At 60.7% G+C, this 22,386-nt stretch carries 21 protein-coding genes; 3 read left to right on the top strand and 18 right to left on the bottom strand.

The genetic code is table 11. The features are described from left to right. Positions 1 to 81 precede the first annotated feature (81 nt). The 4 genes from QM716_RS21620 to QM716_RS21605 form a co-directional block, all read right to left on the bottom strand. A complete protein-coding gene (locus QM716_RS21620) occupies positions 82 to 1,299 on the bottom strand; it encodes a Dyp-type peroxidase (protein WP_283306145.1) in 1,218 nt (405 codons plus the stop codon). After that, a complete protein-coding gene (locus QM716_RS21615; protein WP_283306144.1) occupies positions 1,292 to 1,792 on the bottom strand; it encodes a copper chaperone PCu(A)C in 501 nt (166 codons plus the stop codon). Before QM716_RS21615 ends, QM716_RS21620 begins: the two co-directional genes overlap by 8 nt. Positions 1,793 to 1,817: 25 nt before the next feature. Then, entirely contained in the window at positions 1,818 to 3,248 is a 1,431-nt protein-coding gene (locus QM716_RS21610) for a PepSY-associated TM helix domain-containing protein (protein WP_283306143.1), read from the bottom strand. A 109-nt stretch (positions 3,249 to 3,357) separates the two neighbouring features. Beyond that, positions 3,358 to 3,888 carry a hypothetical protein gene (locus QM716_RS21605; RefSeq protein WP_283306142.1) on the bottom strand — a complete coding sequence of 177 codons (531 nt, stop codon included), beginning with the start codon at positions 3,886 to 3,888 and terminating at the stop codon, positions 3,358 to 3,360. A gap of 938 nt (positions 3,889 to 4,826) precedes the next feature. Here QM716_RS21605 and QM716_RS21600 point away from each other — a divergent pair. Further along, the gene (locus QM716_RS21600; protein ID WP_230815042.1) at positions 4,827 to 5,762 is read left to right on the top strand and encodes a MinD/ParA family ATP-binding protein; all 936 of its coding nucleotides are present in this window, start codon (positions 4,827 to 4,829) and stop codon (positions 5,760 to 5,762) included. 37 nt (positions 5,763 to 5,799) lie between these two features. Here the strand turns inward: QM716_RS21600 and QM716_RS21595 are convergent, their stop codons facing one another. The 3 genes from QM716_RS21595 to QM716_RS21585 form a co-directional block, all read right to left on the bottom strand. Then, positions 5,800 to 6,834 carry a baeRF2 domain-containing protein gene (locus QM716_RS21595; protein WP_283306141.1) on the bottom strand — a complete coding sequence of 345 codons (1,035 nt, stop codon included), beginning with the start codon at positions 6,832 to 6,834 and terminating at the stop codon, positions 5,800 to 5,802. A gap of 201 nt (positions 6,835 to 7,035) precedes the next feature. Further along, positions 7,036 to 8,118: a M48 family metallopeptidase gene (locus QM716_RS21590; protein WP_283306140.1), complete on the bottom strand. Its 1,083-nt coding sequence runs from the start codon at positions 8,116 to 8,118 to the stop codon at positions 7,036 to 7,038. A 77-nt stretch (positions 8,119 to 8,195) separates the two neighbouring features. Further along, complete coding sequence (locus QM716_RS21585; RefSeq protein WP_003945456.1) at positions 8,196 to 8,399, bottom strand: hypothetical protein; 204 nt, start codon at positions 8,397 to 8,399, stop codon at positions 8,196 to 8,198. A gap of 145 nt (positions 8,400 to 8,544) precedes the next feature. Here QM716_RS21585 and QM716_RS21580 point away from each other — a divergent pair, with 145 nt between their 5' ends. Then, positions 8,545 to 8,700, top strand: a complete 156-nt coding sequence (locus QM716_RS21580; RefSeq protein WP_095971469.1) for a DUF6131 family protein — start codon at positions 8,545 to 8,547, stop codon at positions 8,698 to 8,700. Here the strand turns inward: QM716_RS21580 and QM716_RS21575 are convergent. After that, entirely contained in the window at positions 8,694 to 9,872 is a 1,179-nt protein-coding gene (locus QM716_RS21575; RefSeq protein ID WP_283306139.1) for a carboxylate-amine ligase, read from the bottom strand. The two genes, QM716_RS21580 and QM716_RS21575, sit on opposite strands and share 7 nt — an antisense overlap. A 1,231-nt stretch (positions 9,873 to 11,103) precedes the next feature. On the opposite strand from QM716_RS21575, the gene QM716_RS21570 reads away from it, so the two are divergent. Continuing rightward, positions 11,104 to 11,829: a GntR family transcriptional regulator gene (locus tag QM716_RS21570; protein ID WP_283306138.1), complete on the top strand. Its 726-nt coding sequence runs from the start codon at positions 11,104 to 11,106 to the stop codon at positions 11,827 to 11,829. Here QM716_RS21570 and QM716_RS21565 read toward each other — a convergent pair. The 10 genes from QM716_RS21565 to QM716_RS21520 all read right to left on the bottom strand — a co-directional run bounded on the left by QM716_RS21565 (position 11,789) and on the right by QM716_RS21520 (position 22,358). Further along, the gene (locus QM716_RS21565; RefSeq protein ID WP_283306137.1) at positions 11,789 to 13,057 is read right to left on the bottom strand and encodes an NAD(P)/FAD-dependent oxidoreductase; all 1,269 of its coding nucleotides are present in this window, start codon (positions 13,055 to 13,057) and stop codon (positions 11,789 to 11,791) included. The two genes, QM716_RS21570 and QM716_RS21565, sit on opposite strands and share 41 nt — an antisense overlap. 13 nt (positions 13,058 to 13,070) lie before the next feature. After that, positions 13,071 to 13,916: a M55 family metallopeptidase gene (locus QM716_RS21560; protein WP_283306136.1), complete on the bottom strand. Its 846-nt coding sequence runs from the start codon at positions 13,914 to 13,916 to the stop codon at positions 13,071 to 13,073. A 52-nt stretch (positions 13,917 to 13,968) separates the two neighbouring features. Beyond that, positions 13,969 to 15,063, bottom strand: coding sequence for a serine hydrolase domain-containing protein (locus tag QM716_RS21555; protein ID WP_283306135.1), 1,095 nt, complete (start codon positions 15,061 to 15,063; stop codon positions 13,969 to 13,971). After that, positions 15,060 to 15,851 carry a creatininase family protein gene (locus QM716_RS21550; protein WP_283306134.1) on the bottom strand — a complete coding sequence of 264 codons (792 nt, stop codon included), beginning with the start codon at positions 15,849 to 15,851 and terminating at the stop codon, positions 15,060 to 15,062. The genes QM716_RS21555 and QM716_RS21550 overlap by 4 nt, the downstream gene beginning before the upstream one ends. Continuing rightward, on the bottom strand, positions 15,851 to 16,810 hold the full coding sequence (locus tag QM716_RS21545; RefSeq protein ID WP_283306133.1) for a serine hydrolase: 960 nt from the start codon (positions 16,808 to 16,810) through the stop codon (positions 15,851 to 15,853). The genes QM716_RS21550 and QM716_RS21545 overlap by 1 nt, the downstream gene beginning before the upstream one ends. A gap of 78 nt (positions 16,811 to 16,888) precedes the next feature. Continuing rightward, positions 16,889 to 17,875, bottom strand: coding sequence for an oligopeptide/dipeptide ABC transporter ATP-binding protein (locus QM716_RS21540; RefSeq protein ID WP_283306132.1), 987 nt, complete (start codon positions 17,873 to 17,875; stop codon positions 16,889 to 16,891). Then, entirely contained in the window at positions 17,872 to 18,870 is a 999-nt protein-coding gene (locus QM716_RS21535) for an ABC transporter ATP-binding protein (protein ID WP_283306131.1), read from the bottom strand. The genes QM716_RS21540 and QM716_RS21535 overlap by 4 nt, the downstream gene beginning before the upstream one ends. After that, positions 18,867 to 19,751, bottom strand: coding sequence for an ABC transporter permease (locus tag QM716_RS21530; protein ID WP_283306130.1), 885 nt, complete (start codon positions 19,749 to 19,751; stop codon positions 18,867 to 18,869). The genes QM716_RS21535 and QM716_RS21530 overlap by 4 nt, the downstream gene beginning before the upstream one ends. Continuing rightward, complete coding sequence (locus tag QM716_RS21525) at positions 19,744 to 20,775, bottom strand: ABC transporter permease (RefSeq protein WP_283306129.1); 1,032 nt, start codon at positions 20,773 to 20,775, stop codon at positions 19,744 to 19,746. The genes QM716_RS21530 and QM716_RS21525 overlap by 8 nt, the downstream gene beginning before the upstream one ends. Next, positions 20,772 to 22,358 carry an ABC transporter substrate-binding protein gene (locus tag QM716_RS21520; protein WP_283306127.1) on the bottom strand — a complete coding sequence of 529 codons (1,587 nt, stop codon included), beginning with the start codon at positions 22,356 to 22,358 and terminating at the stop codon, positions 20,772 to 20,774. The genes QM716_RS21525 and QM716_RS21520 overlap by 4 nt, the downstream gene beginning before the upstream one ends. Positions 22,359 to 22,386 lie beyond the last annotated feature (28 nt).

The following is a 22,386-nucleotide window of genomic DNA, read 5'->3' as shown; positions in this document are numbered from 1 at the left end:
GACCGCCCGCCAACTGGGGTGGGGGGGGGCACCCGCGCGCCCCCCCCCCCACAGTACTGTTGCCGTCCTTGCCTGGCGTCGCTATCCGAGCAATCCGCTTCCCAGATAGTCGTTCTCGCTGCATCCCGGCGGAATGAGATACACCGCTGAACCGATCGGCGTCGTCCACTCGTTGAGTGCGTCGAAGTCGCTCAACCGCTGTTGGACCGGTAGATACTGCTCGGCGATGTCCCGTTGGAATGCTGCGAAGATCAATCCCGAGTTCGAGGTCTGCCCGCTCTCGGGTGCGTCGTCGTAGTTGTACGCCCGACGGAAGAACTGCTCCTTCTCGTGTGTCCGGTGAGCTCTGGCGATGTGTGATCCTGGCGGGATCACCGGAATGCCGAACTTGTCCGTGAGAGTGAAATCCGCTTCGTCGAATTCGCTGGTTCCGTTGAGCGGAGCGCCATTGGACAACGTGCGCCCCATGGTGAGTTCGCGCCCCGAGCGGTCGAGTTCGTCCCAGGTATCCATTTCCATACGAATGCGTCGCAGTACCAACGAGGTTCCACCCGCCAGCCACGATTGACCGGCGCCGTCGTGCCAGATCAGCGAATCGAAATCCACTGTTCCCGGAGCAGGATTGACCGTCCCGTCCACCTGGCCCATGAGATTGCGCATCGTGGTTCCCTCAGGCATGGTGCCGCGAGCGTTGCGGAATCCCTTTTGCGTCCATCGGATGGTCGTCAATGATCGGACGTTCTTGGTCAGGACTCGCACAGCGTGAGCAATGGTCACCGGATCGTCGCCGCAGATCTGCAGCAACAGGTCCGAGCCGCCCCATCGATCGTCAAGGCGGTCGATCGCGTAACTCGGCAACGGTTCGAACCAATCCGGTTGACGTGCCTGTAATCCCAGCTTGGAGAACAGGCCAGGGCCGTAGCCGACGGTGACCGTCAAGCGGGCCGGATCCACAGCCAGTTCCCGTTCGGTGTCCGCCAACGCCGGGTTGCCGGCGGTGAGCCGTGACGCGTCCTCGGACCACATCTTCATGATTCCGACGACTACAGCTCGATCGGTTCCCGGCAAGAGGTCGAACCCGATGAAGGTGCCGTGTGCTTGCGGCGTGGTGTCGATGCCGGCTTGGTGGACTCCGTAGAACGGTTCCACGAGCTTGCCTGCTTGCTGCTCGTGTTCGCTGCGCTCGACCACTGTGGTTGCGCCCCAGGTTATTCCCGCGACGCCGAGCGCGGCGGCGCCTCCTCCGAGAAGGCGCCGCCGGCTGAGAGCTCGGCTGGGCGGGTTCGTGTTCTCAGCCACCGTGATTGGGGTCGTAGTTCTCCTGATTACCGGAGAAGTCGCGAATCTGGGCTGTGAACGTGGTGCTGGAACCGTCGTCGTAGATCAAGGTGAGGTCGGTTTCTGCGCCGGGGAGCAGCGGCGCGGACAGGTCCATGAACATCAGGTGGTCACCGCCCGGCGAGAGGGAGGCCGAACCGTTGGCGGGGACGAGGAAACCGCCGTCCTTGGGGCGCATCGTCATCGTTCCTCCGTCGCCGGTCACAACTTCGTGCAGTTCCAGTCGCGACGACGCGGGGCTGGTTGCCGAGACCACGCGCACGTCCTTGCCACTGGAGTTGACGAGTTCGGCGAACGCCGCGCTCATTCCTTCAGGCGCTGCTTTGACCCATTGATCCTGAACGGTGATCGATTGTGCAGCTTCGGTTTCCTTGTCGGAGTTGGAAGAACAGCCGGTCAGAGCGAGAGCTGCGGTCAGTGCAACAGCTGCGAATATCTTTGTGCGAACAGTCATGTGTGTCTCCGTAATTCGTTAGTGGTCAGGTGGTGGCACGGCGTTTGAACGCCGCGATGCACACGTCGATCAGAAGGAATGCGAGAAGGCTGATGCCGAGTAGCGGCACGAACCAGCCGACCAACGCCGTGATCGCGACGAGCGCAACGAGGCTGATTGGGGAGAGGTTACGGATTCCGCCGCGGGCGGGAACCCGGCCGACTGCCCAGTCGTAGCCTCGGGTGGGGCGTCGGCGCCACCACATGATGTAGCCGCGAATCACCACGCTGACCAGTGCGAGTGCCAGTGCGGCGAGTGCGATCTGGTTGGCAAGGCCGAACAGCAGACCCATGTGGAGCTGGATTCCCCAGGCCGAAAGTTTGGCTGCGAGTGGCCAATCCGAGAACCACAACTCGTCGGTGACCTTTTGCGTCGCTCCGTCGATTGCGATGGTGTTGTTGCTGTACACCCAGGGCTGACGTGTCTGGGCGACGGTGAACGCTGTCTCGGCGTTCGCGGGTATCGATACTTCGACCGGACCGGTGATCCCGTTGTACCTGGCGATGCCGAGGACGGTGTCGACGCGTCCGACGTTGGTGTCTGTCAGCGTGCCGGTGGCGGCGGGGGTCATGTCGTGACCTTCGTGCCCGCCCGCAGCCGGTGGGGGAGCGTCGCCGAGAGCTTTCACGACTGAGGGCGTCGTCCAACTCAATGCGGTTCTCAGATTGCTGACGTTCTCTCCGGCGTATGTCGACCACGTGAGGCCGGTCGCCGAGAGAAAGACCAATGCAACTGCTATCCAGATGCCCACGACGCCGTGCCAGTTCAGGGTCCGGCTTCGTCCGGTGGACGCTCGGTCGATCGTGAGCAGTCGAGCGTTCCGGGCGGTGCGATATCGACGGAACCAGAGGTAGACACCGCCGAGGGCGACAACCCACATCCACGACGCGGCCAATTCGCTGTAGAGGCGGCCGGGTTCGCCCAGATGAAGGTGACGATGCAGTTGGGAGATCCAGGTGCGTAGTGGCAGTGAACCACTGCTTCCGTACACCGCCAACTCGCCGACCGGCTGTGCGAGCACCGGATCGACGAAAACTGCGAGCCTCTCCGATTCGCCCAGTGACGGATCGGTGAACAGGACTCGGGTCGTTTCTCCGGCGCCAGGGGACGGACGTACTGCCGAGACAGTCAAGTCAGGGCGGTACTGCTGAGCGGAACGGATCTGGTCGTTCAGCGACGCGATCTGTCCGGTGGTGTCGGTCTGGAGGTAGTCGTCGTAAACGAACTTCTCGATGGTGGGCGCCATCGCGTAGACGCCACCGCTCAGCGCGGCGATGAGAATGAACGGTCCGATGAGGATGCCGGCGTAGAAGTGCAGGCGCAGGATCAGTGGTCTGGCGCCGCCAACCTGCTTCTTCGGGGGAGAACTGTCGTTGGACGCGCGCGTCTGTGCGCGCTCCAATTCGGGTGCGGACATGCGTGTACTCGATCCCGCTGTGCGCCTTTGTTAACCGCGGGCGGTTAACAAAGGCGCACAGCAAAGTGGCGCACGTATTCACGTGCGTGAAGTGAAAAGGGAAGGTGAGTTACACGAATGCCGGTGGGCCGCGAGTGCCCAGGCCGGAGGTCAGAAGTTGACGCAGAACAACTTTGGCGCGGTATCGAGTCCGCGCAGTGAACGGGGAGGGTTCAGGTGCCCACGGGCGCAGAAGCACTGCGACGATGGCGGCCACCGTCGACGCCGCCACGACGTACCCGCGTTCTGCGCCGCGAATCAGCACTGCGCACACTCCGACGGCAGCGATGTGCGCCGCAAGCATCGGAAGCGACAGGAGCAGTCCGTGTTGGTGATCCGAAGCGATGGTCAAAGTCGCGTGACCGATGGCCTGACCCGCAGCGAGCATGAGGGCAAGCAACAGCGCGGGGGAGCGACGGCTGTCGATGGACGTGACCACCGCGCCGACGCTCGCGCACGCGAGGATCAACAACACCACTGCGCTTTCGGAGGGAGCCATGCCGCCGCCACCGAGGGCGTGGGCCGCGACCGAGACCGCGCCGGATGTACCGCCCACGAAGGCGCCGCGCAGCTGCGCGACATCTTTCGGACCCGGCGTCATACGCGAAAGGATACAGGCGCCTACTACCGGGCTTAGTAGGTGACCGGGTCGCGATGGCTGTGGGGGCGACTGACGACCGAGCACGATGTTCAATTTGTCCGATTCGATAGTTCTGTGAGGCGTCGGAAGTCGTGAAGATTTCTGGTCGTTTCCGGTGTTGGCTTACCCTCGGTCCGCGGCACCGGGTCGACGGCCAGGGCATTCGGAACCTCCTCGGCGCCGGCACAAAAATGCGAAGACAACCGCGGACACTTCCGGTGAACCTGAGGGCGGCAGAAGTCACCGACATTGACCAGGCACCCACCATCAACCACTGCGACACGAGCGGTTCATTCGCAAGGATGGATCTGTCGACGATTCCCGGAAGTTCTCGGAGCCCGGAATTCAGCAGCAGCTGAACACTTGTCCATGAAGGAAGGGTGGTCACCGAGGCGATCGGCCTCCCTTTTCTCGTTGGGTACCAAGGGATTTGCCCTGACATTGCGGAGGGCTGTTTTCAACGGCAGATGAAGATATATGTGCCGCATATCGTTACGACGTTCGTATTTGCTGAGAATGGGGCCAGTGTGGGGACCAAAGTCATCGAAAGGCGGGTGTAACGGTCTGTTGTGCCGTGACGGTAATGAGCAGAGAACGGCAAGCCCGACAGAGTGATAGCGTCCGAGAGGCTATGTCCGAATTGATTCCGACCTCGACCTAGGAAAACGGTGCGCAGCGATAACAACGGTTCGAATGGCGGAGTCCTGGGGAACAACTCCGGAACGACTAGAGGCGACGGCCTTTTCGACGCGTCTGACGACGGCTACTCAACGTCGATTCGAACTGTCACGTTCACACCGCAATTCGACGAACCAGCGGCAAAGCCGTTGCCCAGCCAGCGGATGCGCCAGCAACGTCGTGAAGAGCCGACCGATTTTCGAACTTCGACGCCCAGGGCCATGACATCTGTCGACGACCTGGACATCATCAAGCGGGCGAAGCGTCCACCTGAACGCGGTTTGGGCAGTGTGCTGTTCAAACTCACCGGAGGTCGCATCAATACGGGGCAGTCAGCAGCCGAACTCGAACACCAAGCTCTGGTGCGCCGAGCCAACCGCACGGTGCGCGGCGTGTACAAGATTGCCTTCATCTCGCTCAAGGGCGGAGTGGGAAAAACCACGGCGGCCAAGACGGTCGGTTCGACGTTCGCCTCGATCCGTGGGGATCGAATCGTAGCCATTGACGCCAATCCTGACCTAGGAACTTTGGCTGATCGTGAACGACGTGAACATCATCTGACCGTTCGTGATCTGTTGGCCGACGGCGACATTCGTACGTACAGCGATGTTCGCTACTACACGTCGCAAGGCGACAGTCGGCTCGAAATCCTTGCGAGTGAAGCAGATCCGGAAACGTCGGAGTCGTTCAACGAGCAGGACTACCTCGATACCCTGCGGATTCTCGAGGTGCACTACAACATCGTGATCACCGACTGTGGCACCGGAATCATGCACTCGGCCATGTACGGAATTCTCGACGAAGCAGATGCTTTGGTTGTCGTCAGCCCGACGGCACAGGACGGTGCCCGTAGTGCAGCAGCAACGCTCAGTTGGCTGACCAAACACGGATACGCAGATCTGGTGAGCAGGTCGGTTGTGGCGATCAATTCGACGCGGCCGGGTTCGTCTTCGCTCGATCTCGACCAGCTCGAGGACGTTTTCGCTCAGCGGGGAGTGCGCGCGGTCAAGACTTTGCCCTACGACGATCACCTCGGCGAGGGCGGTCCGATCGACTTGAAGCTGTTGAACAAGCGCACTGCGCGGGCATATCTGGAGCTCGTGGCAGCGATTGCCGATGGTTTTCCGGACTCGGTGGGCAAGCACGCTTCGCGCTGAACGTGCTCGCCCCCGAATCTGATCAGCAGGTCGGTGTTCAGGGGTGCCGAAGTATCGCGCCGTATCCGTCGGCGAGAACCAGGCGTTCGTCGATCTGTACCAGTTCGGTGCCGGTCCCGATTGCGATGTAGGGGAGTACACGATCGGCGGGCCCGATCAACTTTCCACTGGTGACTTCCTTGTCGTCGGGGTCGGTGAGCAGCAGCGTCTGGACCTTGCCCTGCTCGAGTGCGTCGAGGACGCGTGCGGTCCCGTCGATGGAGAGGCCGGAGTCCCGTCCCTGCTCTGCGACGTAGCGTTCGGTTTCCGTATCCATTCTGCGCAGCCGCTGCGTGTCGATCAGTTCACGAATCGACTTCGACACCTCGGCGGGTGTCGAACCGACTGAACGCGAACCCTTTTCGACGTCCACCACTCGTAGCGTCGACGGTAGGAGCTGAGCAAAAGCTTTGCGTGACTGTACTTCTCCGATCACGACTACCAGTGCAACCTTGTGTTCACGGGCGAGCGTCGCCGCGCGCTCCACGGCCTGTGTCAGGTTCTTCCGGATGTTCTCCTCCACGAGGCTTTGGCTGTCGGTGTACCGCTCCTGGCCGCCGACGTGTGCCTTGTGGACCGGGAAGCCGTCGCCGTCGACCGATTCGCCGTACACGTCACGCCCGCGCGCATCACGTACACACAGGTCTGCGCCAGTGTGGTCGACCTTGGCGATGAGGAACGGTTCGGTGTCGTATCCGTGTGCGATCAGTGGAATCAGGTAGGGCAGCTCGCCCAAGGTTGCGATGGTTGATCCGGCAGGTTCGAGCAGAATGTCGTCGATCAGAACGGACTCCGGCGTGGCGACGATCGCCCGCCCGGCGCGTCCCGAGATTCCGTGATGGTTGTCCTTCACCTCGTCCAGCCGTGCGATCAGTGATTCGGATGCGCCCTGTTTCGAGAGTTGATTGCGCATCGAGCGCCATTCGAGTTCGAAGCGCTCGCGCGCATCCTCCCGGTTGCGGACGTCCTCGAAGTACACGGAGGCAAACGGGCCGTCACTCGAACCGACCTTCTTCAGTCGCCCAGCATGCATGTCGGCTCCCTTCTGTAGTGGTCCTATGCCGCGTACCCGACAACTGGTGATTCGACACGACCGCTTTCAGTTCGCACGTTTGTTCGACTACTGGTACTGTCTGTGAACGTGAGGGTGGTGCAGAGGGAAGCCTGCATCACCTTCACGCCAAGAACTCGGGACCTGCCGCCGACTGCCTTCGGTGGCAGGCCCCGATTCTGCTCACTCGGCGTCGTCGGCGCCCTTTGATCTGTCGGAACTCTTGCGCCAGTGGGTAAATCGTTCCTTGATGTCCGACGCCACGTCGCCAACGCCGTTTCCGACGGCACCAACCGCGCCGCCAAGTCCGCTGCCGATGTCGCGCACCATTCGAATCAGAGGGTCCTCTGATTCGTCGAAGTTCTGCTTGTAGGTCTTGGCCGCATTCTTGAACTCGTCGCTGATCTTCGCTCCGTCGTCTTCTCCTCGCCGCGGGTAGTTTCCGCGCAGAATTGCGGCGTAGTCTCCGCTGTCCACCCACTTCTTGAGTTCTGCGGCGCGAAGTACCGAGAACGGGTGCGAGAGCAGTTCGATGTTGAGGAGCTTGAGTACACCGTCGCGGAGGTCGCCACTGGCGTCGTACTCGGCAGCCTGGGCCAAGAATGCGTCGATGTCGATTTCACTGACTCGGGATCCGCCCGCCAATTTCATCTGGACGCGGATCGCGGTGTGGACGTCCTGCCCGCACAACAGTCCGGCGCGATCACCGGACAACTCGGACTTGCGCTGCCATTCCATGAGCGCCGCGATGATCGCGCGCAGCGCCCACCCGCCGACGGGCAACCAGCCGATGGTTCCGGCAAGTCGCATCAAATGCATCAAGATGGTGCGATACACCGCATGACCGGACAGTGCGTGGCCAAGCTCGTGGCCGATGATGAACCGCTGCTCCTCGTAGTTCATCACGTCCAGTAGACCGGTCGTGACCACCATGAACGGCTTGTCCATGCCGATGGTGAAGGCGTTGACCATCGGGGTTTGGAGCACGAACAGTTCTGGTGTCTCGTCGGCTTGCAGAATGTCGACGCAGTCGCGTCGCAGATCGTTCAGGTCGCTGAACTGACGTTCGTCGACTCGCACCGACGTGGCGAGATACATGAGGCGATGCTGACGTTCTTGGAGCAGGCCGGACAACGTCCGCAGAACGGTGTCGAACCCCCGAAGCGTCCGGAGCGTGACCAAAGCAGCCCGATCGGCTGGGTGTTCCCACGCACGCGAGCTGATGTCCGGGAACGCGATTCGGGTGCGATCTGGTGCAGTGGTCATGGTGGCCCCTCACTTCGATGTGTGTCGACTCACCTCCAGGGTAACGACTAGTCGGTTTAGCGTGGATTTTCGGCAGTTCATTCGGTCGGTTGAGGAAGCGTGCAATCCGTAACCTTGGGATTGACGCCGAAGTAGTTCAGCGGGCCGGCGATGACGGTGAGCGCGATGGTCCCGACCCCGGCACAATTGGTCGGCGAACTGCTGTAGTAACCGCGCTGGCCGGCCGCGACGGCCCCGACGATCAGCCAGATCAGAACGATCAGAGTCACAATTCTCATCATGGCGTGCTCGATTCTTCAAATATTGTGGTGCCCAGCGAAATACCCGGTCAGAGTGGGTATGAAACGCTCGGCCGACGGGTATCCGTGGTGTATGCGGCTCGAGGCGGGCGTATCCGCCCGAGTGAACGCACTGAAGGAGCTTGTCATGATCATCCTCGGCGTAATCCTGCTGATAATCGGTTTCGTGGTGAACATTCCGATCCTGTGGACGATTGGTGTCGTCTTGCTGGTGATCGGAATCATCCTGTACGCGCTGGGCGCGGCCGGGCATGCCGTCGGTGGTCGGCGGCATTACTACTGATCCGGAGTCGGCCCGCAAAGCGTATCCATGCCCGCCGGCTCGGTCGGGAGGGTGCGTTGAACGGCACGCGCGATCAGTTCCCGAAGGCAGACCTGGCGAAGCGTTCGATGTTGCCAGTCGCTGCCGCTACCGGTGACCAACTTGTGGCGCAGCGCCGCCTCCACACTCGCGTACTCACCTGTCTCGTCGAGTGAGTCGCGGAGATGAATCAGGAGTCGGTGAAACAGCTCCGTGGCCGAAATTCTGCGTGCGGTAACCGGATCGATCAGTGTTCCCAGGATGCCCTCCTTTGCAGACACCCATGTCGCGATGCGAAGACTCTCGAGAGAAGCGCGTGGTGCTGGGACGCCGTTGTCCACAGCGCGCAGCGCAGTGGCGACCAGGGCGCGCACAAGGGTGGCAAGCAGCACGGCGTCGTCGACCGTCGGTTGAACGTCGCAGACCCGGATCTCGACGGTCGGTAGGTGGCAGGACGGTCGGATATCCCAGTAGGCCATCCGCTTGTCGAGCATCACTCCGCAGTCCACCATCATCGCGACCGTGGTGTCGAAGTCCTCGGCGGTCTCGAAGTACGGCGGCGGTCCGGCGACGGGCCACCTGGACCATTGAACCGCCCGCCAACTCGAGAAGTCTGTGTCGACTCCTTGGTGGATACGGGAATTGGCGCTCAGGGCAAGCAAGGCCGGCAACCAGATGCGCACGTGATTGCACACCCGCACTGCCTCTGCTTGATCAGCGACGCCTACATGGATGTGGCAACCGCAGATGCTCTGTTCGGCAGCGAGGGCGCCGAAGTGTTGTCCCATCTGCCGGTAGCGAGGCGAGTCGCTTATCTCGAAACGCGAAGGCCCCGAAAGCGGTGCGCCGACCGCCAACAGCCTGCAGCCGTTCAACTCGGCCGCTTTCCCCGCGAGCCGACGCATGTCGATCAAGTGGGTTCGGAGTTCGTCGATGCCCTGGCACACGGGAGAGTTGGTCTCGACTTGGCAGCGGGACAGTTCGAGCTGAAGGTCCAAACCAAGTGTCGATGCGGTTTCCGCAACCGCGGAATTGTCGGTGGACGGCAACCACGATGTCGGGTCGACGAGGATGAATTCTTCCTCGACGCCGACAGACGGGGGGTTCGATTCGTAGCGGCCAGCGGTGGATCCGGTCGAGCGGGTGGCGCTCATGCTCGCGTCTACCCAGTCGGTCGAAGGCGGAAACAGACACGAGAAGCCCCGTTCTCGTCGGGAGAACGGGGCCTGTGGTCGGTCTTGCCAACATCTCGGAAGCGTCAACGAGCCCTTGCACACCGTGTGAATCTGGGGACTGGCGTGCCTGGGAAAACGTACTGTGCGGGACTCGGTAAAACGAGACCCCCAGGCATGTCTCACCCCCTATTTCACCCTCGGGTGAGGTTGCTCGCCCACCCGTGGTCGAGGCGCGGATCGTGTCCCGAGGGATTGCCGTGGTGCAGTCTCCGTTACCTCGTCCAACATTAGTATTGTTTGAAGTTTTGACGAAGTTCGAGCGGCGCGGCGGACGGCCGATATGTGACCAGTTATTGCGTGCGCAGTATCAATTGAAGCTCTCGAATTTTTGAACTGGTATTGCGTTCGATCAGCGGAAATCGTTAGTGGTTACATGTGAATGCTGAAGCTGGGGAGAGGCGCCGAAGATGCTGGTGCAATCGATTCGTTATCGCGGTCGAATGTCCAATATGCAGGTGGACCGGCGTTACTCTGAGGCTGTAAAAAATGCGTGCCTACTGCGTCGAAACTTCGTCTACCTTGTGGTCTCCGATTGCGGCTTTTCGCCGGGAATATCTATCGGAATCGACGCGCCGGAAATTTTTCTCAAGATTTACCCACCTGCGAATTGGGAACAATTCGTAGGTCGTGGATAATAGAAATGCTGCGGGTGGGACCGTTATTTGGGGTAATTTGCTCGTATCTTGCTGAGTTGGGTATCTGCAACCGAAGTGTTGCGTGGGAGAGAAATAATGCTTTTCATGCTTTACATTGGGAATTGCAAGATGCACGTTTCATCCTCAGTGTTAAACGAAAGGACGAACGCAATGGGTAGCTTGGAAGATTTCGACATCGCGGCACTTCTCCAGAAGGTCATCGCATTCTTCGACGGATTCTCGTCGGATGAGACTGAACCTCCCACGGGCTAAGACTTACTGAAGCCGCTGCGCATCCCGGTATCCCCGGATGTGCAGCGGTTTTCTGTATCCGGCCCTCATCTGCCATCCAGCCGCAGACTGCGCTCGTCATGTCGGCCATCACCGGCGCCGACACTCCAACTTCTGTCGTCCGGCCGTGATCGGAGGTTGCGTAACCGCGAGCCGGAACGATCTTTGTCACATAAAATGTTAGGTATTACATATTGGACATCGATCGGTATTAGGGTGCAGGTATGGGGACGAAGCAGCCGACCGGTTCAAGCGCAGAGCGTAGTACCCGCGACGAAAAGCAGAGTGCCGTGTTCCAGCCGCTGGCACGGACCAGCTTGCGCAGCGATGCCACCAGGCTGCTTCGGGCACGGATCTCGAGCGGTGAACTGGAGTCCGGTCGGCTCTACGCGATTGGAGACATCGCTGCGCAGCTCGAGGTCTCGCCCACTCCGGTACGCGAGGCTCTACTCGATCTGAAGAGCCAAGGCCTCATCGAGATGGTGAGGAACCGCGGCTTTCGCATCGTCGAACTGACGGATGACGAGCTCGAAGAGATCGTCGAAGTCCGGCTGATGCTCGAACCACCTGCAATGGCGAAGGTTGCAGTGCTCGAACCCCCGTTGGATCTCACCGATCTCTGGACTCTGAGCAAGCGCGTCGAGAATGCCGCAGCCGAAGGTGATCTGGTCTCCTTCCTGACCCTCGACAAGGACTTTCACCTGGAACTGTTGGCTGCGCTGGGTAACGCACGGCTGGTCAAGGTGGTGGAGCAGTTGCGCGATCAGACCCGCCTGTCCGGGCTCAAAGGCATTGCGGGCAGCAAGGACCTGGTCGGGTCCGCTCGAGAGCACGATCAACTCTTGAAGGCGTTGGAGTCACGAGACCCGGTTGCGGCCGAAGCTGTCATGACTGCACACCTCCACCACGTCAGCGGATTATGGGCCGGACGTTCCGAAAAGTCCGACTGAAGCGGTCCAGCCCGAACGCACTGGCATAGGCAGGGAGGCTTCGGCCGAACACGCTGCGAGCGACCAACTCTCCGGTGACGGGGCCGAGGGTTATGCCCAGCATCGCGTGGCCGGTCGCGACGGTGACATTCGGATGGTGAGGTAGGCGACCGATGATGGGCATTCCGTCCGGTGTCATCGGACGTAGCCCCGACCAGGGGACTACGTTCTGCGGGCGTTCCCAGTTGTCGAAATAGTCGGCCGCCGAGGTCAGTATTCCTCCGGCCCTTCGCTTGTCGATATGTTCACTTCGGCCACCGAATCCCATGGTGCCGGCAAGTCGGGTCGCGCCGGACAACGGCGTGACGGCAACTTTGGCTTCCGATAGATACGACGCCCGAACTCCAGCGGGGAACATCGGTGGAACATCAAAACCGTAGCCTTTGCCCGATTGGACGGGGAGTGTGTACCCGAGGGCTCGCACCACGTCTGCGCTCCAGGCGCCCGCCGCGACCACAAAATGATCCGACGTCATCGGCCTGTCTGCTCCAGACGCCGTCACGTTACCTGTGGAGTCTGACGACAGCGTGAGTTCGGTGCCTTCCACGATCTCGACTCCAAGGATCTTGCATTGCGTGATCAAGCTTTCGATGAAAGCTGCAGGATCGAGGAATCTTTCGTTGGGACAGACGATCCCACCGAGGACCGAGTTCGAGAGTCCCGGCATCATCTGAGCCGTTCGGGCACTGGTCAGTACTTCGAATTCGTCACCGCCGAGTGCTCGCACCAGCGTCATTTCTTCGGCGTGAGAATCGAGCGACTTCTGTGTACGAAACAGCTGCACCAATCCGGATCGGTGGTTTTCGAACTGCAGCCCGGTGCGCTCGAGTTCGTCGAAAAGCTCGAAAGTCCGATGATTGAGTGCCATCAGATTTCGAAGACCGGATTCGAATTTCGTTGTAGTGCAGTTGCGAAGCATCGCAATCATGAAGGAGACAAAGCGAGGGTCACAGCTGGGGCGGATGTACAGCGGGCTGTCAGGACGCAGAATCCACTTCAGCGATTGGGTCAGCACTCCGGGCGCGGGAACGGGCGCTGACATGCTCGGGACGACCCACCCGGCATTGTGTCGCGATGCGCCGGCTCCTGCAGTCCGCGCGTCGACGACACAGACCTCGGCTCCTTCGGCAGCTAAAGCCAGCGCCGAACACAACCCGATCGAACCTGCACCGATAACGGTCACTCTCATGGAAATTTGCCCTCTACTGACGGTTGGCGATCGTCATCTGTCCGCGGAGACCGGCAGATGCCAATTGATAGTTGACGGTGATCAGTCCGATGATGTCGTCGACGGTGTTCAAGCGATGCTCGATGGTTCGATCTGACGTTCGCCGAGAACCGGGGACGCCCTCCGCCATCTCCGCAGCAGTTGTTGTCGGGTGAACGATTTCGAGTACCCACTCGTCGCGCAACTCCGTCGGCTTCAACGAGTCACACTGTTGCACAACTCGTCTGGATGCATCGCGAATGGCTGCGCACGCCAGACTCGGCGGAAGCGAGTTGGTAGCAGACCACCCGTGCGCCTGCTTCACCACAACGGTTTCGGTCGAAGGATACGTAGCGCTGACCAACCCGCAGATCACGTCGTCTCCAGTGACCAAGCCGACCGGCACGCCGTGGGTAGCCGCGTAGAGCGAGTTCACATCGCTTTCCGACACGGTCCTGCCGTCGAGACGGACATCAGTGAACAGAGCCGAGAACGTATGTGCCAGCACACCCGGACCACCTGCAGGAGCGTGGTAGCCAACGAATAGGGCCACGTCGTGTTCTGCGGTGAGACCCTCTGCCATGCACTGCAGTTTCGGTGATCCGAACAGAACCCGCGCCCGCGGATCCAGTTCGGCGTGCAGTAGGTTGTCCATCGTTCCATGACTGTCGTTGACGAGCACCGATTGTGCGCCTGCGTCGAACGCTCCGGCGATTGCCGCATTGGCCTCGGCTGTCATCAGTGCTTGCGCACGTTGGTATCCGTGGCCTCCGCGAACTATCTGGTCGAGCGTCGCGATTCCTGCGATGCCTTCCATGTCCACCGAAATGTAAACGTGCATAGTGAGACTCTCCGTTTGTCGATTGCCTTCGTGACGACTCGGTCCAGAGTGGTCAGCCGTTCGGGATGGACAAAGCTTCTCGTACCGTATTCGCCAGGACGACCGAGGCCGGCAACTCGGGAGGCGTCGTGGCAACCAGTCGATTCTTCGTGAGCGCGAAACTCAAACCGTAGTCCGGATCGGCGAACCCGTACGAACCGCCGAACCCACTGTGGCCGAATGAATTCGATCGGCCGCCCATCGCAATTCCTTTGTCACCCAGCAGATAACCCAAACCCTTGCGGACCGGCGCCTTGTGCGTTTGATCGTACGCATCGGTTTCCAGCGTCGTTGCCAGAGTGGTCCGCGCCAGCGGGAGTAGACGCACTCCGTCCACACCGTCTCCGATCAACGACGCGTAGTGTCTCGCCAAGGATCGGGCGGAGGTGATGGCACCTCCGGCAGGTACAGTTGATGCCTGAATCGACGGGGTGTTGAAGAGTTCGGCCATGATCCGAGTATCGGGGCTCGACGCGGGACCGGTCAGAACTGATTCGTCGTTCGCGAGAACCGCGATGCGGTCCTTCACCGAAGCGGGAACGCCGAAGAACAGATCCGTGATACCCAAAGGCTTGCAGATCAGTTCGGTGACGATCTGGCCGAAGGGCTTTCCGTACACGCGACTTGCTACCTCGCCGAGAACGAATCCGGAAGACAGTCCGCGGTACGCGGTCTCGCTACCCGGAATCCACATGGCCTCGGACTCGGCCAGGCGAGCGCAGGTGCCGTCCCAGTCGTCGAGGTGAAAGTCGTGTGTGACGTCTTGGATTCCGGACGTGTGTACGAGGACCTGTCGAATGGTCGCCTCTCCCTTGCCGTTCTGTCCGAACTCCGGCCAATAGTCGCTGATCCGTGCGTCGTAGTCGAGTTCGCCGCGTTCGGCCAACAGATGCACGGTCGTATACATCAGACCTTTGCTGCACGAGAAGATCGGGAACAAGGTGTCACTTCGGACGGACGCACTTCGAGTGGGTTCGGTGTGCCCGGACCAGGCATCGACGATCAGCTGACCATGCCGGTACACCGCAACCTGGATGCCGAGTTGGGTGTCTGCGGTGACCATTGAGTCGAGCTCAGCCTGAACCACCCGCTGTACGTCGGCAGTCATCTTTCGCGTCCTTCGTGCTTGGCGATCTCGGTACAAAAGTATTCCGAGACAACGGTGGTCAGTGATTCGAGGTACCGTTCGCCGCGTGACGCCAGTGCGGCGACGGGGTCGCCCAGAATACCGTTCACCGACAATGCTTTTGTCCCGCCGTCGAACAACGCGGTGGCAGTGTCCTTGTCGAAGCGTCCGAGGAATCCGGGCTCGGCGGCGTTCATGTCGACGAGGTCGGGTCGAAGTGCGAGGACTATCGATGTTTCGAAATCGCCGGCATGAGAACCGCATGCCTCGGGAGAGATCGAATCCTCCTCAGCCACTGCTTCGAAAGCTGCGAGCAACTGGAGAAGATCGGTGTGTGCATGAAGCCGTGTCTCGCCGATCCAGGGTCCGACTCGCTCGATCAGATGCGCGAGGGGTTCGAAGTTACCGCCGTGGCTCGAGATGACGAGAATATTGTCGAACCCATGAGCGGCGAGACTGCGAACGTAGTCTTCGACCACGTCGAGAAATGTGGCCTCGCGTAGAGAGACCGTTCCGGGGAAGGACATGTGGTGCGGGGAGACCCCGAACGCGATGGTGGGCGCCACCATCGTCGCCCCGATCCGTGCGGCGACGGCACGCGAAGTGGCAGTGCCGATCAGGGTGTCGGTGGACAGGGGCAGGTGCGGGCCGTGTTGTTCGGTCGCTCCCACCGCGAAGATGACGTTGCGGATCCCGTCGTTCATCGCCTCCTGCATCTGGGTCCACGTCATCTCTGCCATCGAGGGGGGTGCGACGAGCGTAGGGGTCATCAGGCTGTTACCGCCGTCGCTGCGGCGTCACGATTTGCGTTCCGAAGACTGTCGATCGCAAGTGCGGCAATCTTTCCGATTGCCGCGTCCACCTTGCTGTTACGCATGTTGTTGTTCTTGTCTCTCAGGAAAATTGCCACAACGTAGACGTCCCCGTCGCCGAAGTCGACGACGCCCACCTCGTTGCGAACGCCGGCCAGGAAGGTGCCGGTCTTGCCGGAGATCGTCGGGCCGTCGACGTAGGCGGAGGAGAGGCGGTGAGGCGCGAACTGCAGGCCCATCACCCGCCGCACTTCGGCACAGGCTTCGGCGTCTGCAGCCTTGTCAGTCCAGATGAGACTGAGCAGTTCGGTCATCTCGCGCGGGGTGCTGGTATTGCCGCCGCGCGCGTTCAACGACTCACCCGCTGCGATTGCCGCGACGAACTCGTCCTCGGGCAGTCCGAACGGGTTACCGGTCGAGGTGTCCTGCAAGGTTGTGTATTTCTCGGTCGAGAGTTCCTGGAGAGCAAGCGAAATGATGCCTTCGCAGTCGGTGGTGATGTCGGTCGAGTTCAGTCCGAGCGCGCGGAGTCGACTCATGATGCTCTCGGTGCCGACCATCTCTTGCAGGATGTCGGTGGCGGTGTTGTCGCTGACCTGCATCATGAGTAGCGCCAGGTCTCGGATGGATACTTCGACGTCGTCTGTCATCGCTGAAATCCCGGACGGCCCGATGGTGCGCCTGTCTGCAGGGACCTTGATTCGGTCAGCCAGGTGTAGGCGACCCTCGGATGCCTGGGCGGCGACCTCGAGCATGACTGGAACTTTGTAGGTCGAGGCGGTCACCGAACGCGCATCAGCGGCGGAACCGATTTCGAATTTCCCGTCGAGACTTCGGACGTGAAACGCGACGGAGGCGTTTGCGTCGTCGCACACGTCGGCGATGGAGGCGAGGATCCTGAGGGGATTGGTGCTCATGGTCTTCCGTTCCGGGTAGTTGTTGTAAAGGCGAATGTTTCGATCAAGGCAGTGACCTGATCAAAGCGGTGAAACTGATCAAAGCAGTGAACTCGCGGAGTGAGTCGGGGCGTAAAGATGACAACGCGCCTCACCTGAAGGCGTGGAATAGGTCGGGGGCGAGATCGTGTCGCAGATCGCGCCGATGCGCAGGTGACATCTCTCGTGAAAGACGCAGCCGCTCGGCGGGTTGTCAGGCTTCGGAGGCTCGCCCGCGAGGATGATTCGCTCTCGCGCAGCTTCGGAGAACAGTGTCGGCGATGCCGAGGCCAATGCCCGCGTGTATGGGTGTGCAGGTTCGGTCAGAATGCTCTCGGTCGAACCGTACTCCTGCACCTGACCCAGATACAGGACGGCAACCTCGTCGCAGAAGAATCGAACGACGCCTAGATCGTGGCTGATGAAAAGGAAGGATGTTCCGGAGTCCTCTTGAATATCCTTGAGGAGGTTGAGGATCTGTGCCTGCACCGAAACGTCCAGGGCGGAGACAGGTTCGTCGGCAACGATGAGTTGCGGTTTCGCCGCGACGGCGCGTGCGATCGCCACTCGCTGGCACTGCCCACCCGAAAGCTGGTGCGCGTACATGTCTCCGTACGACGCACTCAGTCCGGCGCGGTCGAGCAAGTCGTTGACGTCCTTGCGTCGCGCCGAATGCCCGCCTATGCGTAGTGGTTCGGCGACGGCACGCCAGATCGGTAGCTTCGGATCTATCGATGCGCGCGGATTCTGGAAGATCATCTGCACAGATCCCGGGGTTCGCTTGCGAGAGGTTTTGCCGGTGACACGCTGCCCCAGTATTTCCAGGCTGCCGCCGGACGGCTCGAGCAGGCCGGTCACAACCCGACCGAGAGTGGACTTGCCGCTTCCGCTTTCACCGACCAGTCCAAGAGACCGCCCTGCCGGGATCGACAGGTCGACGCCCCGGAGTGCCTGCACGGCGCGGCCGCCCAGACGTGTGCGGAAGGAATGGGTGATCCCTTCCAAGCGGGCAACTTCGTGTTTGGAAACGAACTGGTGTGTAGTCATCGAGCCACCTCACTTGCCAAGACGCGCTGATGTGAGCCTGTCATCGGGTGCAGACAGGCCACGAGACTGTGTCCGCTGCTTTCGAGTTCAGGTGAGCTGGACAGGCATTCGTTGCCTGCGCGGTCGCAGCGTGGGGCGAAGTGGCAACCGTGGTTTCGGTCAGGCAACGGCGGCACGATCCCTCGTACCGTCTTCAAGCGTCGAGCACCCGAGTTCATGCTTTCCAAACAGTCGACCAGCGCATGCGTGTACGGGTGCTGCGGTTCCCGCAGTACGTTGTCGACCGATCCGGATTCGACGATCTTGCCCGCGTACATCACGTACGCCCGGTTGCATTGTTGTGCAACCAGTCCGAGATCGTGGGAGATGAACATCATCGACATCCCCTCGTCTGCGATGAGACTTTGCAACAGATCCATGATCTGCGCCTGCACTGTTGTGTCCAGTGCGGTGGTCGGCTCATCGGCGATGAGCATCGTCGGCTCGCAGGCCAGAGCCATTGCGATGAGTACACGTTGGCGCATGCCACCGGACAGTTCGAAAGGAAACGCACCGGCCACCCGATCCGGGGCCGGAATCCCGACTCGGGCCAGCAGTTCGCGTACTCGTTTGGCTGCAACGCGTTTGGTGAGCTTGTGGTGGATGCGGACGAGATCGCCGAGCTGTCGTTCGATGCTCACCACTGGGTTCAACGAGGTTCCGGGGTCCTGGGGGATCATCGCAATGTCGGTGCCACGAAGCGGGGCCAGCGCACCACGGTCGGACATGTCGAATTGTCGCCCGTCGAAGACCATCTCTCCATGCGCCGCCAGCGAGCCTTCGAGGAGACCGAGTACGGAGTACGACGTCACTGATTTGCCGCAGCCGCTTTCACCGACCAGGGCGACGCTCTCACCCGAATCTATGTGGAAGCTGACTCCGTCGACCGGTCGCAGTGCGGGATTGTCGACCAGTGCTACACGGAGATCCGTGATCGACAGTAGCGGTATCGTCATCGGTTGCTCCTCGGGTCGAGCGCGTGGCGAAGGCCGTCTCCACAGACCAGCAGAGTGATGACGACGAGGGCGATGGTGCATCCGGGGACTATCGACATCAAAGGCAGGTCGATGCTGTGGGTCGACCCGAGGGCGAGCATGTTGCCCAGAGACGAGGTCGGTGGCTGGATACCGAGGCCGACGAAGCTGAGCCCGGCTTCGGCGATAACGGTGAAGGCGAAGATCAGGGTGAGCTGAACCGACACTGATTCGATCATGTTCGGCGTGACGTGCCGAACGATGATGCGCCAGGTCGGAACTCCGCTCACGGCTGCGCTGTCGATGTATTCCTCTTCACGTATCTTGAGCACGACACTGCGGGTGACCCGTGCGAGATACGGCGTGTAGCCCGCAACGAGAGCGATGACCGTGCTGGTGACCCCGGCTCCCATCGCGGCAATGAGCGCTAGTGCGAGCAGCAACGACGGCAAAGCCAACCCGACATCGATGAGCCGAGCGATGACGGTGTTCGCAATTCCTCGGGTGAAACCTGCCAGCATTCCCAGCGGTAGCCCGATGACCATGACACCCAACGTCACGGCAGCACTGATAGTGAGTGACGTGCGGAGTCCGAACAGTAGACGGCTCAACTGATCTCGACCCAGATCGTCGGTTCCGAGGAGATGCTCACCGCTGGGTGGGGCAAGGGTCGACGTGAGATCTTGGACGTTGGGGGAGTGCGGCGCGAGAAGAGGCGCGAGCACGGCCGCAGATACCAGTACGAACAGAATGCTCCATGCCACCTTCTGGCCGGGCAAGGAGAGAATGCGGGCCATGAATCGGCGCCGCTGACGTGTGCTCGGCGCGATTGGGGAAGACGCAGCCCCGAATGACTCAGTCATTGTCGGTCCTGACTCTGGGATCGATGAAGGAATAGACGACATCCATCAGAAGATTGACAGATACGACGACGATGACCAGCACGAGGATGCAACCTTGCACCACTGTGTAGTCGCGAGCCAAGACGGATTGAACGAGGAGTCGGCCCATACCGGGTACGGCAAAAGCATTTTCGACGAGTAGCGCTCCACCCATCAGCGCGCCCATCTCCAGTCCGGCGATGGTCACGGTGGGAAGCAGTGCGTTCCGTAGTGCGTATCGAGAGTAAACGCGGCGCTCGGGGATCCCGAATGACCGGGCCGTGCGGACGTAATCGGAGTTGAGTGTGCCGATCAATGACGCACGCGTGGTTTCGAAGAGCAGAGTCGACATACCGACACCCAGCGCGATGGTCGGAAGAATCATGTGTTGGAAATGTGCACCGATACCGTCGCTGATCGACGAGTATCCAAACGTCGGCAAGACGTTCTGAAACGCGATGATCAACAGGAGAGCCAACCAGAAGCTGGGTACTGCGATACCCAGCGTTCCGACCAGTCGCACACTCCGGTTCGCGCGATCGCTGGTGAACCTCGAAGCGAGGACGCTCAGTGGTACCGCCACCAACAATGCGAAGGCAAGTGCGTACATGCCCAGTTGGAGTGTTACGACGATTCGGTCGGATAGCAAGGTCGTCACCGAGTCGTTGAGCACCAACGACTTTCCGAGATCGCCACGAGCGGCTGCGGACAGCCAGTCGAAGTACTGCACTACCACCGGCTTGTCGAGGCCGAGTTCGGAACGAATACGTGCGATCTGCTCAGGACTGACAGACCCGCCGGGCCCGCTCACTGTGCGAGCGGGGTCACCGGGGATTGTCCGAAGAAGCACGAACATCAGGAAAGTCGCGGCGAGTCCGACGATTCCCAGTTGCGCGGCGTTGATCAACAGGGTGCGCGCGATTCGACGCAGCCGGCCGGACGAAGGCGCGGGCTCTCTCTCCTTCGGAGGAATATCGGAATCAGGTACCGCTTCGATCACGCTCACTTGGCGAGCCAAACCCTCGAGAGCGGATTGGTGCCACCCTCCGTGAATTCGTATCCGCCGACCGACGGGCTGGTTGCGGCGATCTTCTGCGGGTACACGGTGAACGCTGCGTAGGCTTTGTCCGCGATCAGCTTGGACGCCTGCTGGTACATCTGTGCCCGTCGCTGCGGATCTTGTTCGGCGCGAGCATCGTCGAGCAGCTTGTCGAGTTCGGGGTCGTTGATCGAGGAGGCGTTCAGATCACCCTTACTGTGGAACAAAGGGTAGAGAATCTCGTCGGGATCGACGGTGGCCGTGGTCTGGCCGCTGTTCATGACCGTGAAATTCTTTGCTGTGTAGATCTTCTGAGCCCAGGATCCGAACTCCTCTTTGCTCATGTCGACTTTGACGCCGACATTCTGGAACTGTTCGGCAACCGCATCAGCTTCGGTCGAGAACGGGACCTGTGTGAAGGTGCTGAACGGAATCGTCGTACCGAAGTCGAAGTTTCCGGTCTTCAGGAATTCCTTTGCCTTGTCTGTTGAAAACGTCTGCGAGGTAAGGCCGGAGAGGTCCGAGTATGCATCGCCGATTTTCGGGCTGAGTGGCCCACTCGCCGGATCGGCATATCCCTGGTAAATGCCCTGTGCGATACCGTCACGGTTGATCGCCGCAGAGAATCCACGGCGGACGTCGACGTTGTCGAAAGGCTTGACCGCCTGGTTGAAACTGACGTAGTTGAACGTGTTGCTGATCGACGTCTTGATGACCGAGTTGCCTCGGCTTTTGACTTGTGCGAGTTGGGCCGGTGTCACACCGAGAACATCGAGTTCCCCGTTGACGAATGCCTGCATCGAGGTGGTCGGGTCCGGAAGGATCGAGATCTTGATCGAATCCAGGTAGTTGTCGTCAGCCCAGTAGTCGTCGTTGCGGACGAGCCTGATGTACTGACCGGTCTTGTACTCCTCGAACTTGTACGGACCGGTGCCCACCGAAGCTTTGAACGGATCGGTCTTGGCGTACTGCGTCACGGCGGTGGGGGACATCATCATCACCCGTCCACGGCGCAACGAGGCGACGAATCCGCCGGCCGGGGTGGAGAGATTCATGGTTACTTCGTTGGGTCCGCTGACCTCGACCGATTCCAAAGACGGAGGCAGGTTCGCACCCGTTCCGTTCGGGTCGAGCAATCGATCGAGATTGAATTTGACGGCTTCGGCATCGAACGGCGTTCCGTCGGTGAACTTCACATCATCGCGAAGGGTGAAGACGTATTGAGTGGGGGAGGTCTGCTTCCACGCCGTAGCGAGTTCGGGTACCGGCTGACCGTCATGGAAGTCCACCAATCCGTTGTAGGCGAGGGTGGCGATCGATGCCGTGCCCACCGAGGTGACGGCCATTGTTCCCATGTCGAACGCAGGTGCAATCGGTTCTGCGCCGATCGAAACTCGCAGTTCACCGCCCCGCTGCGGCTCGCCGGCGGGCCCGGACGAGGCGCCTGCGTCCTTTGCTGCGCCTGAACAACCACCGAGAACCAGTGCGAGTGCAGTTGCAGTTCCGACCAGAGCGGTACGCCTCGAGAACCGCGTCATTGTTTTGTCCATCAGATCCACCTTCGGGCCGTTCGTTCGG

Source organism: Rhodococcus sp. IEGM 1409 (genome assembly GCF_030056735.1).
Lineage (GTDB): Bacteria > Actinomycetota > Actinomycetes > Mycobacteriales > Mycobacteriaceae > Rhodococcus_F.
The sequence above is the reverse complement of the archived record's forward strand: the minus strand, read 5'-3'. Positions and strand labels throughout refer to the sequence as shown.

What these genes read in the sequence shown, in the direction of transcription:
- QM716_RS21615 (WP_283306144.1), bottom strand. Translation starts at nt 1,792, where the DNA reads ATGACTGTTCGCACAAAGATATTCGCAGCTGTTGCACTGACCGCAGCT.
- QM716_RS21610 (WP_283306143.1), bottom strand. Translation starts at nt 3,248, where the DNA reads ATGTCCGCACCCGAATTGGAGCGCGCACAGACGCGCGCGTCCAACGAC.
- QM716_RS21605 (WP_283306142.1), bottom strand. Translation starts at nt 3,888, where the DNA reads ATGACGCCGGGTCCGAAAGATGTCGCGCAGCTGCGCGGCGCCTTCGTG.
- QM716_RS21600 (WP_230815042.1), top strand. Translation starts at nt 4,827, where the DNA reads ATGACATCTGTCGACGACCTGGACATCATCAAGCGGGCGAAGCGTCCA.
- QM716_RS21595 (WP_283306141.1), bottom strand. Translation starts at nt 6,834, where the DNA reads ATGCATGCTGGGCGACTGAAGAAGGTCGGTTCGAGTGACGGCCCGTTT.
- QM716_RS21590 (WP_283306140.1), bottom strand. Translation starts at nt 8,118, where the DNA reads ATGACCACTGCACCAGATCGCACCCGAATCGCGTTCCCGGACATCAGC.
- QM716_RS21585 (WP_003945456.1), bottom strand. Translation starts at nt 8,399, where the DNA reads ATGATGAGAATTGTGACTCTGATCGTTCTGATCTGGCTGATCGTCGGG.
- QM716_RS21580 (WP_095971469.1), top strand. Translation starts at nt 8,545, where the DNA reads ATGATCATCCTCGGCGTAATCCTGCTGATAATCGGTTTCGTGGTGAAC.
- QM716_RS21575 (WP_283306139.1), bottom strand. Translation starts at nt 9,872, where the DNA reads ATGAGCGCCACCCGCTCGACCGGATCCACCGCTGGCCGCTACGAATCG.
- QM716_RS21570 (WP_283306138.1), top strand. Translation starts at nt 11,104, where the DNA reads ATGGGGACGAAGCAGCCGACCGGTTCAAGCGCAGAGCGTAGTACCCGC.
- QM716_RS21565 (WP_283306137.1), bottom strand. Translation starts at nt 13,057, where the DNA reads ATGAGAGTGACCGTTATCGGTGCAGGTTCGATCGGGTTGTGTTCGGCG.
- QM716_RS21560 (WP_283306136.1), bottom strand. Translation starts at nt 13,916, where the DNA reads ATGCACGTTTACATTTCGGTGGACATGGAAGGCATCGCAGGAATCGCG.
- QM716_RS21555 (WP_283306135.1), bottom strand. Translation starts at nt 15,063, where the DNA reads ATGACTGCCGACGTACAGCGGGTGGTTCAGGCTGAGCTCGACTCAATG.
- QM716_RS21550 (WP_283306134.1), bottom strand. Translation starts at nt 15,851, where the DNA reads ATGACCCCTACGCTCGTCGCACCCCCCTCGATGGCAGAGATGACGTGG.
- QM716_RS21545 (WP_283306133.1), bottom strand. Translation starts at nt 16,810, where the DNA reads ATGAGCACCAATCCCCTCAGGATCCTCGCCTCCATCGCCGACGTGTGC.
- QM716_RS21540 (WP_283306132.1), bottom strand. Translation starts at nt 17,875, where the DNA reads ATGACTACACACCAGTTCGTTTCCAAACACGAAGTTGCCCGCTTGGAA.
- QM716_RS21535 (WP_283306131.1), bottom strand. Translation starts at nt 18,870, where the DNA reads ATGACGATACCGCTACTGTCGATCACGGATCTCCGTGTAGCACTGGTC.
- QM716_RS21530 (WP_283306130.1), bottom strand. Translation starts at nt 19,751, where the DNA reads ATGACTGAGTCATTCGGGGCTGCGTCTTCCCCAATCGCGCCGAGCACA.
- QM716_RS21520 (WP_283306127.1), bottom strand. Translation starts at nt 22,358, where the DNA reads ATGGACAAAACAATGACGCGGTTCTCGAGGCGTACCGCTCTGGTCGGA.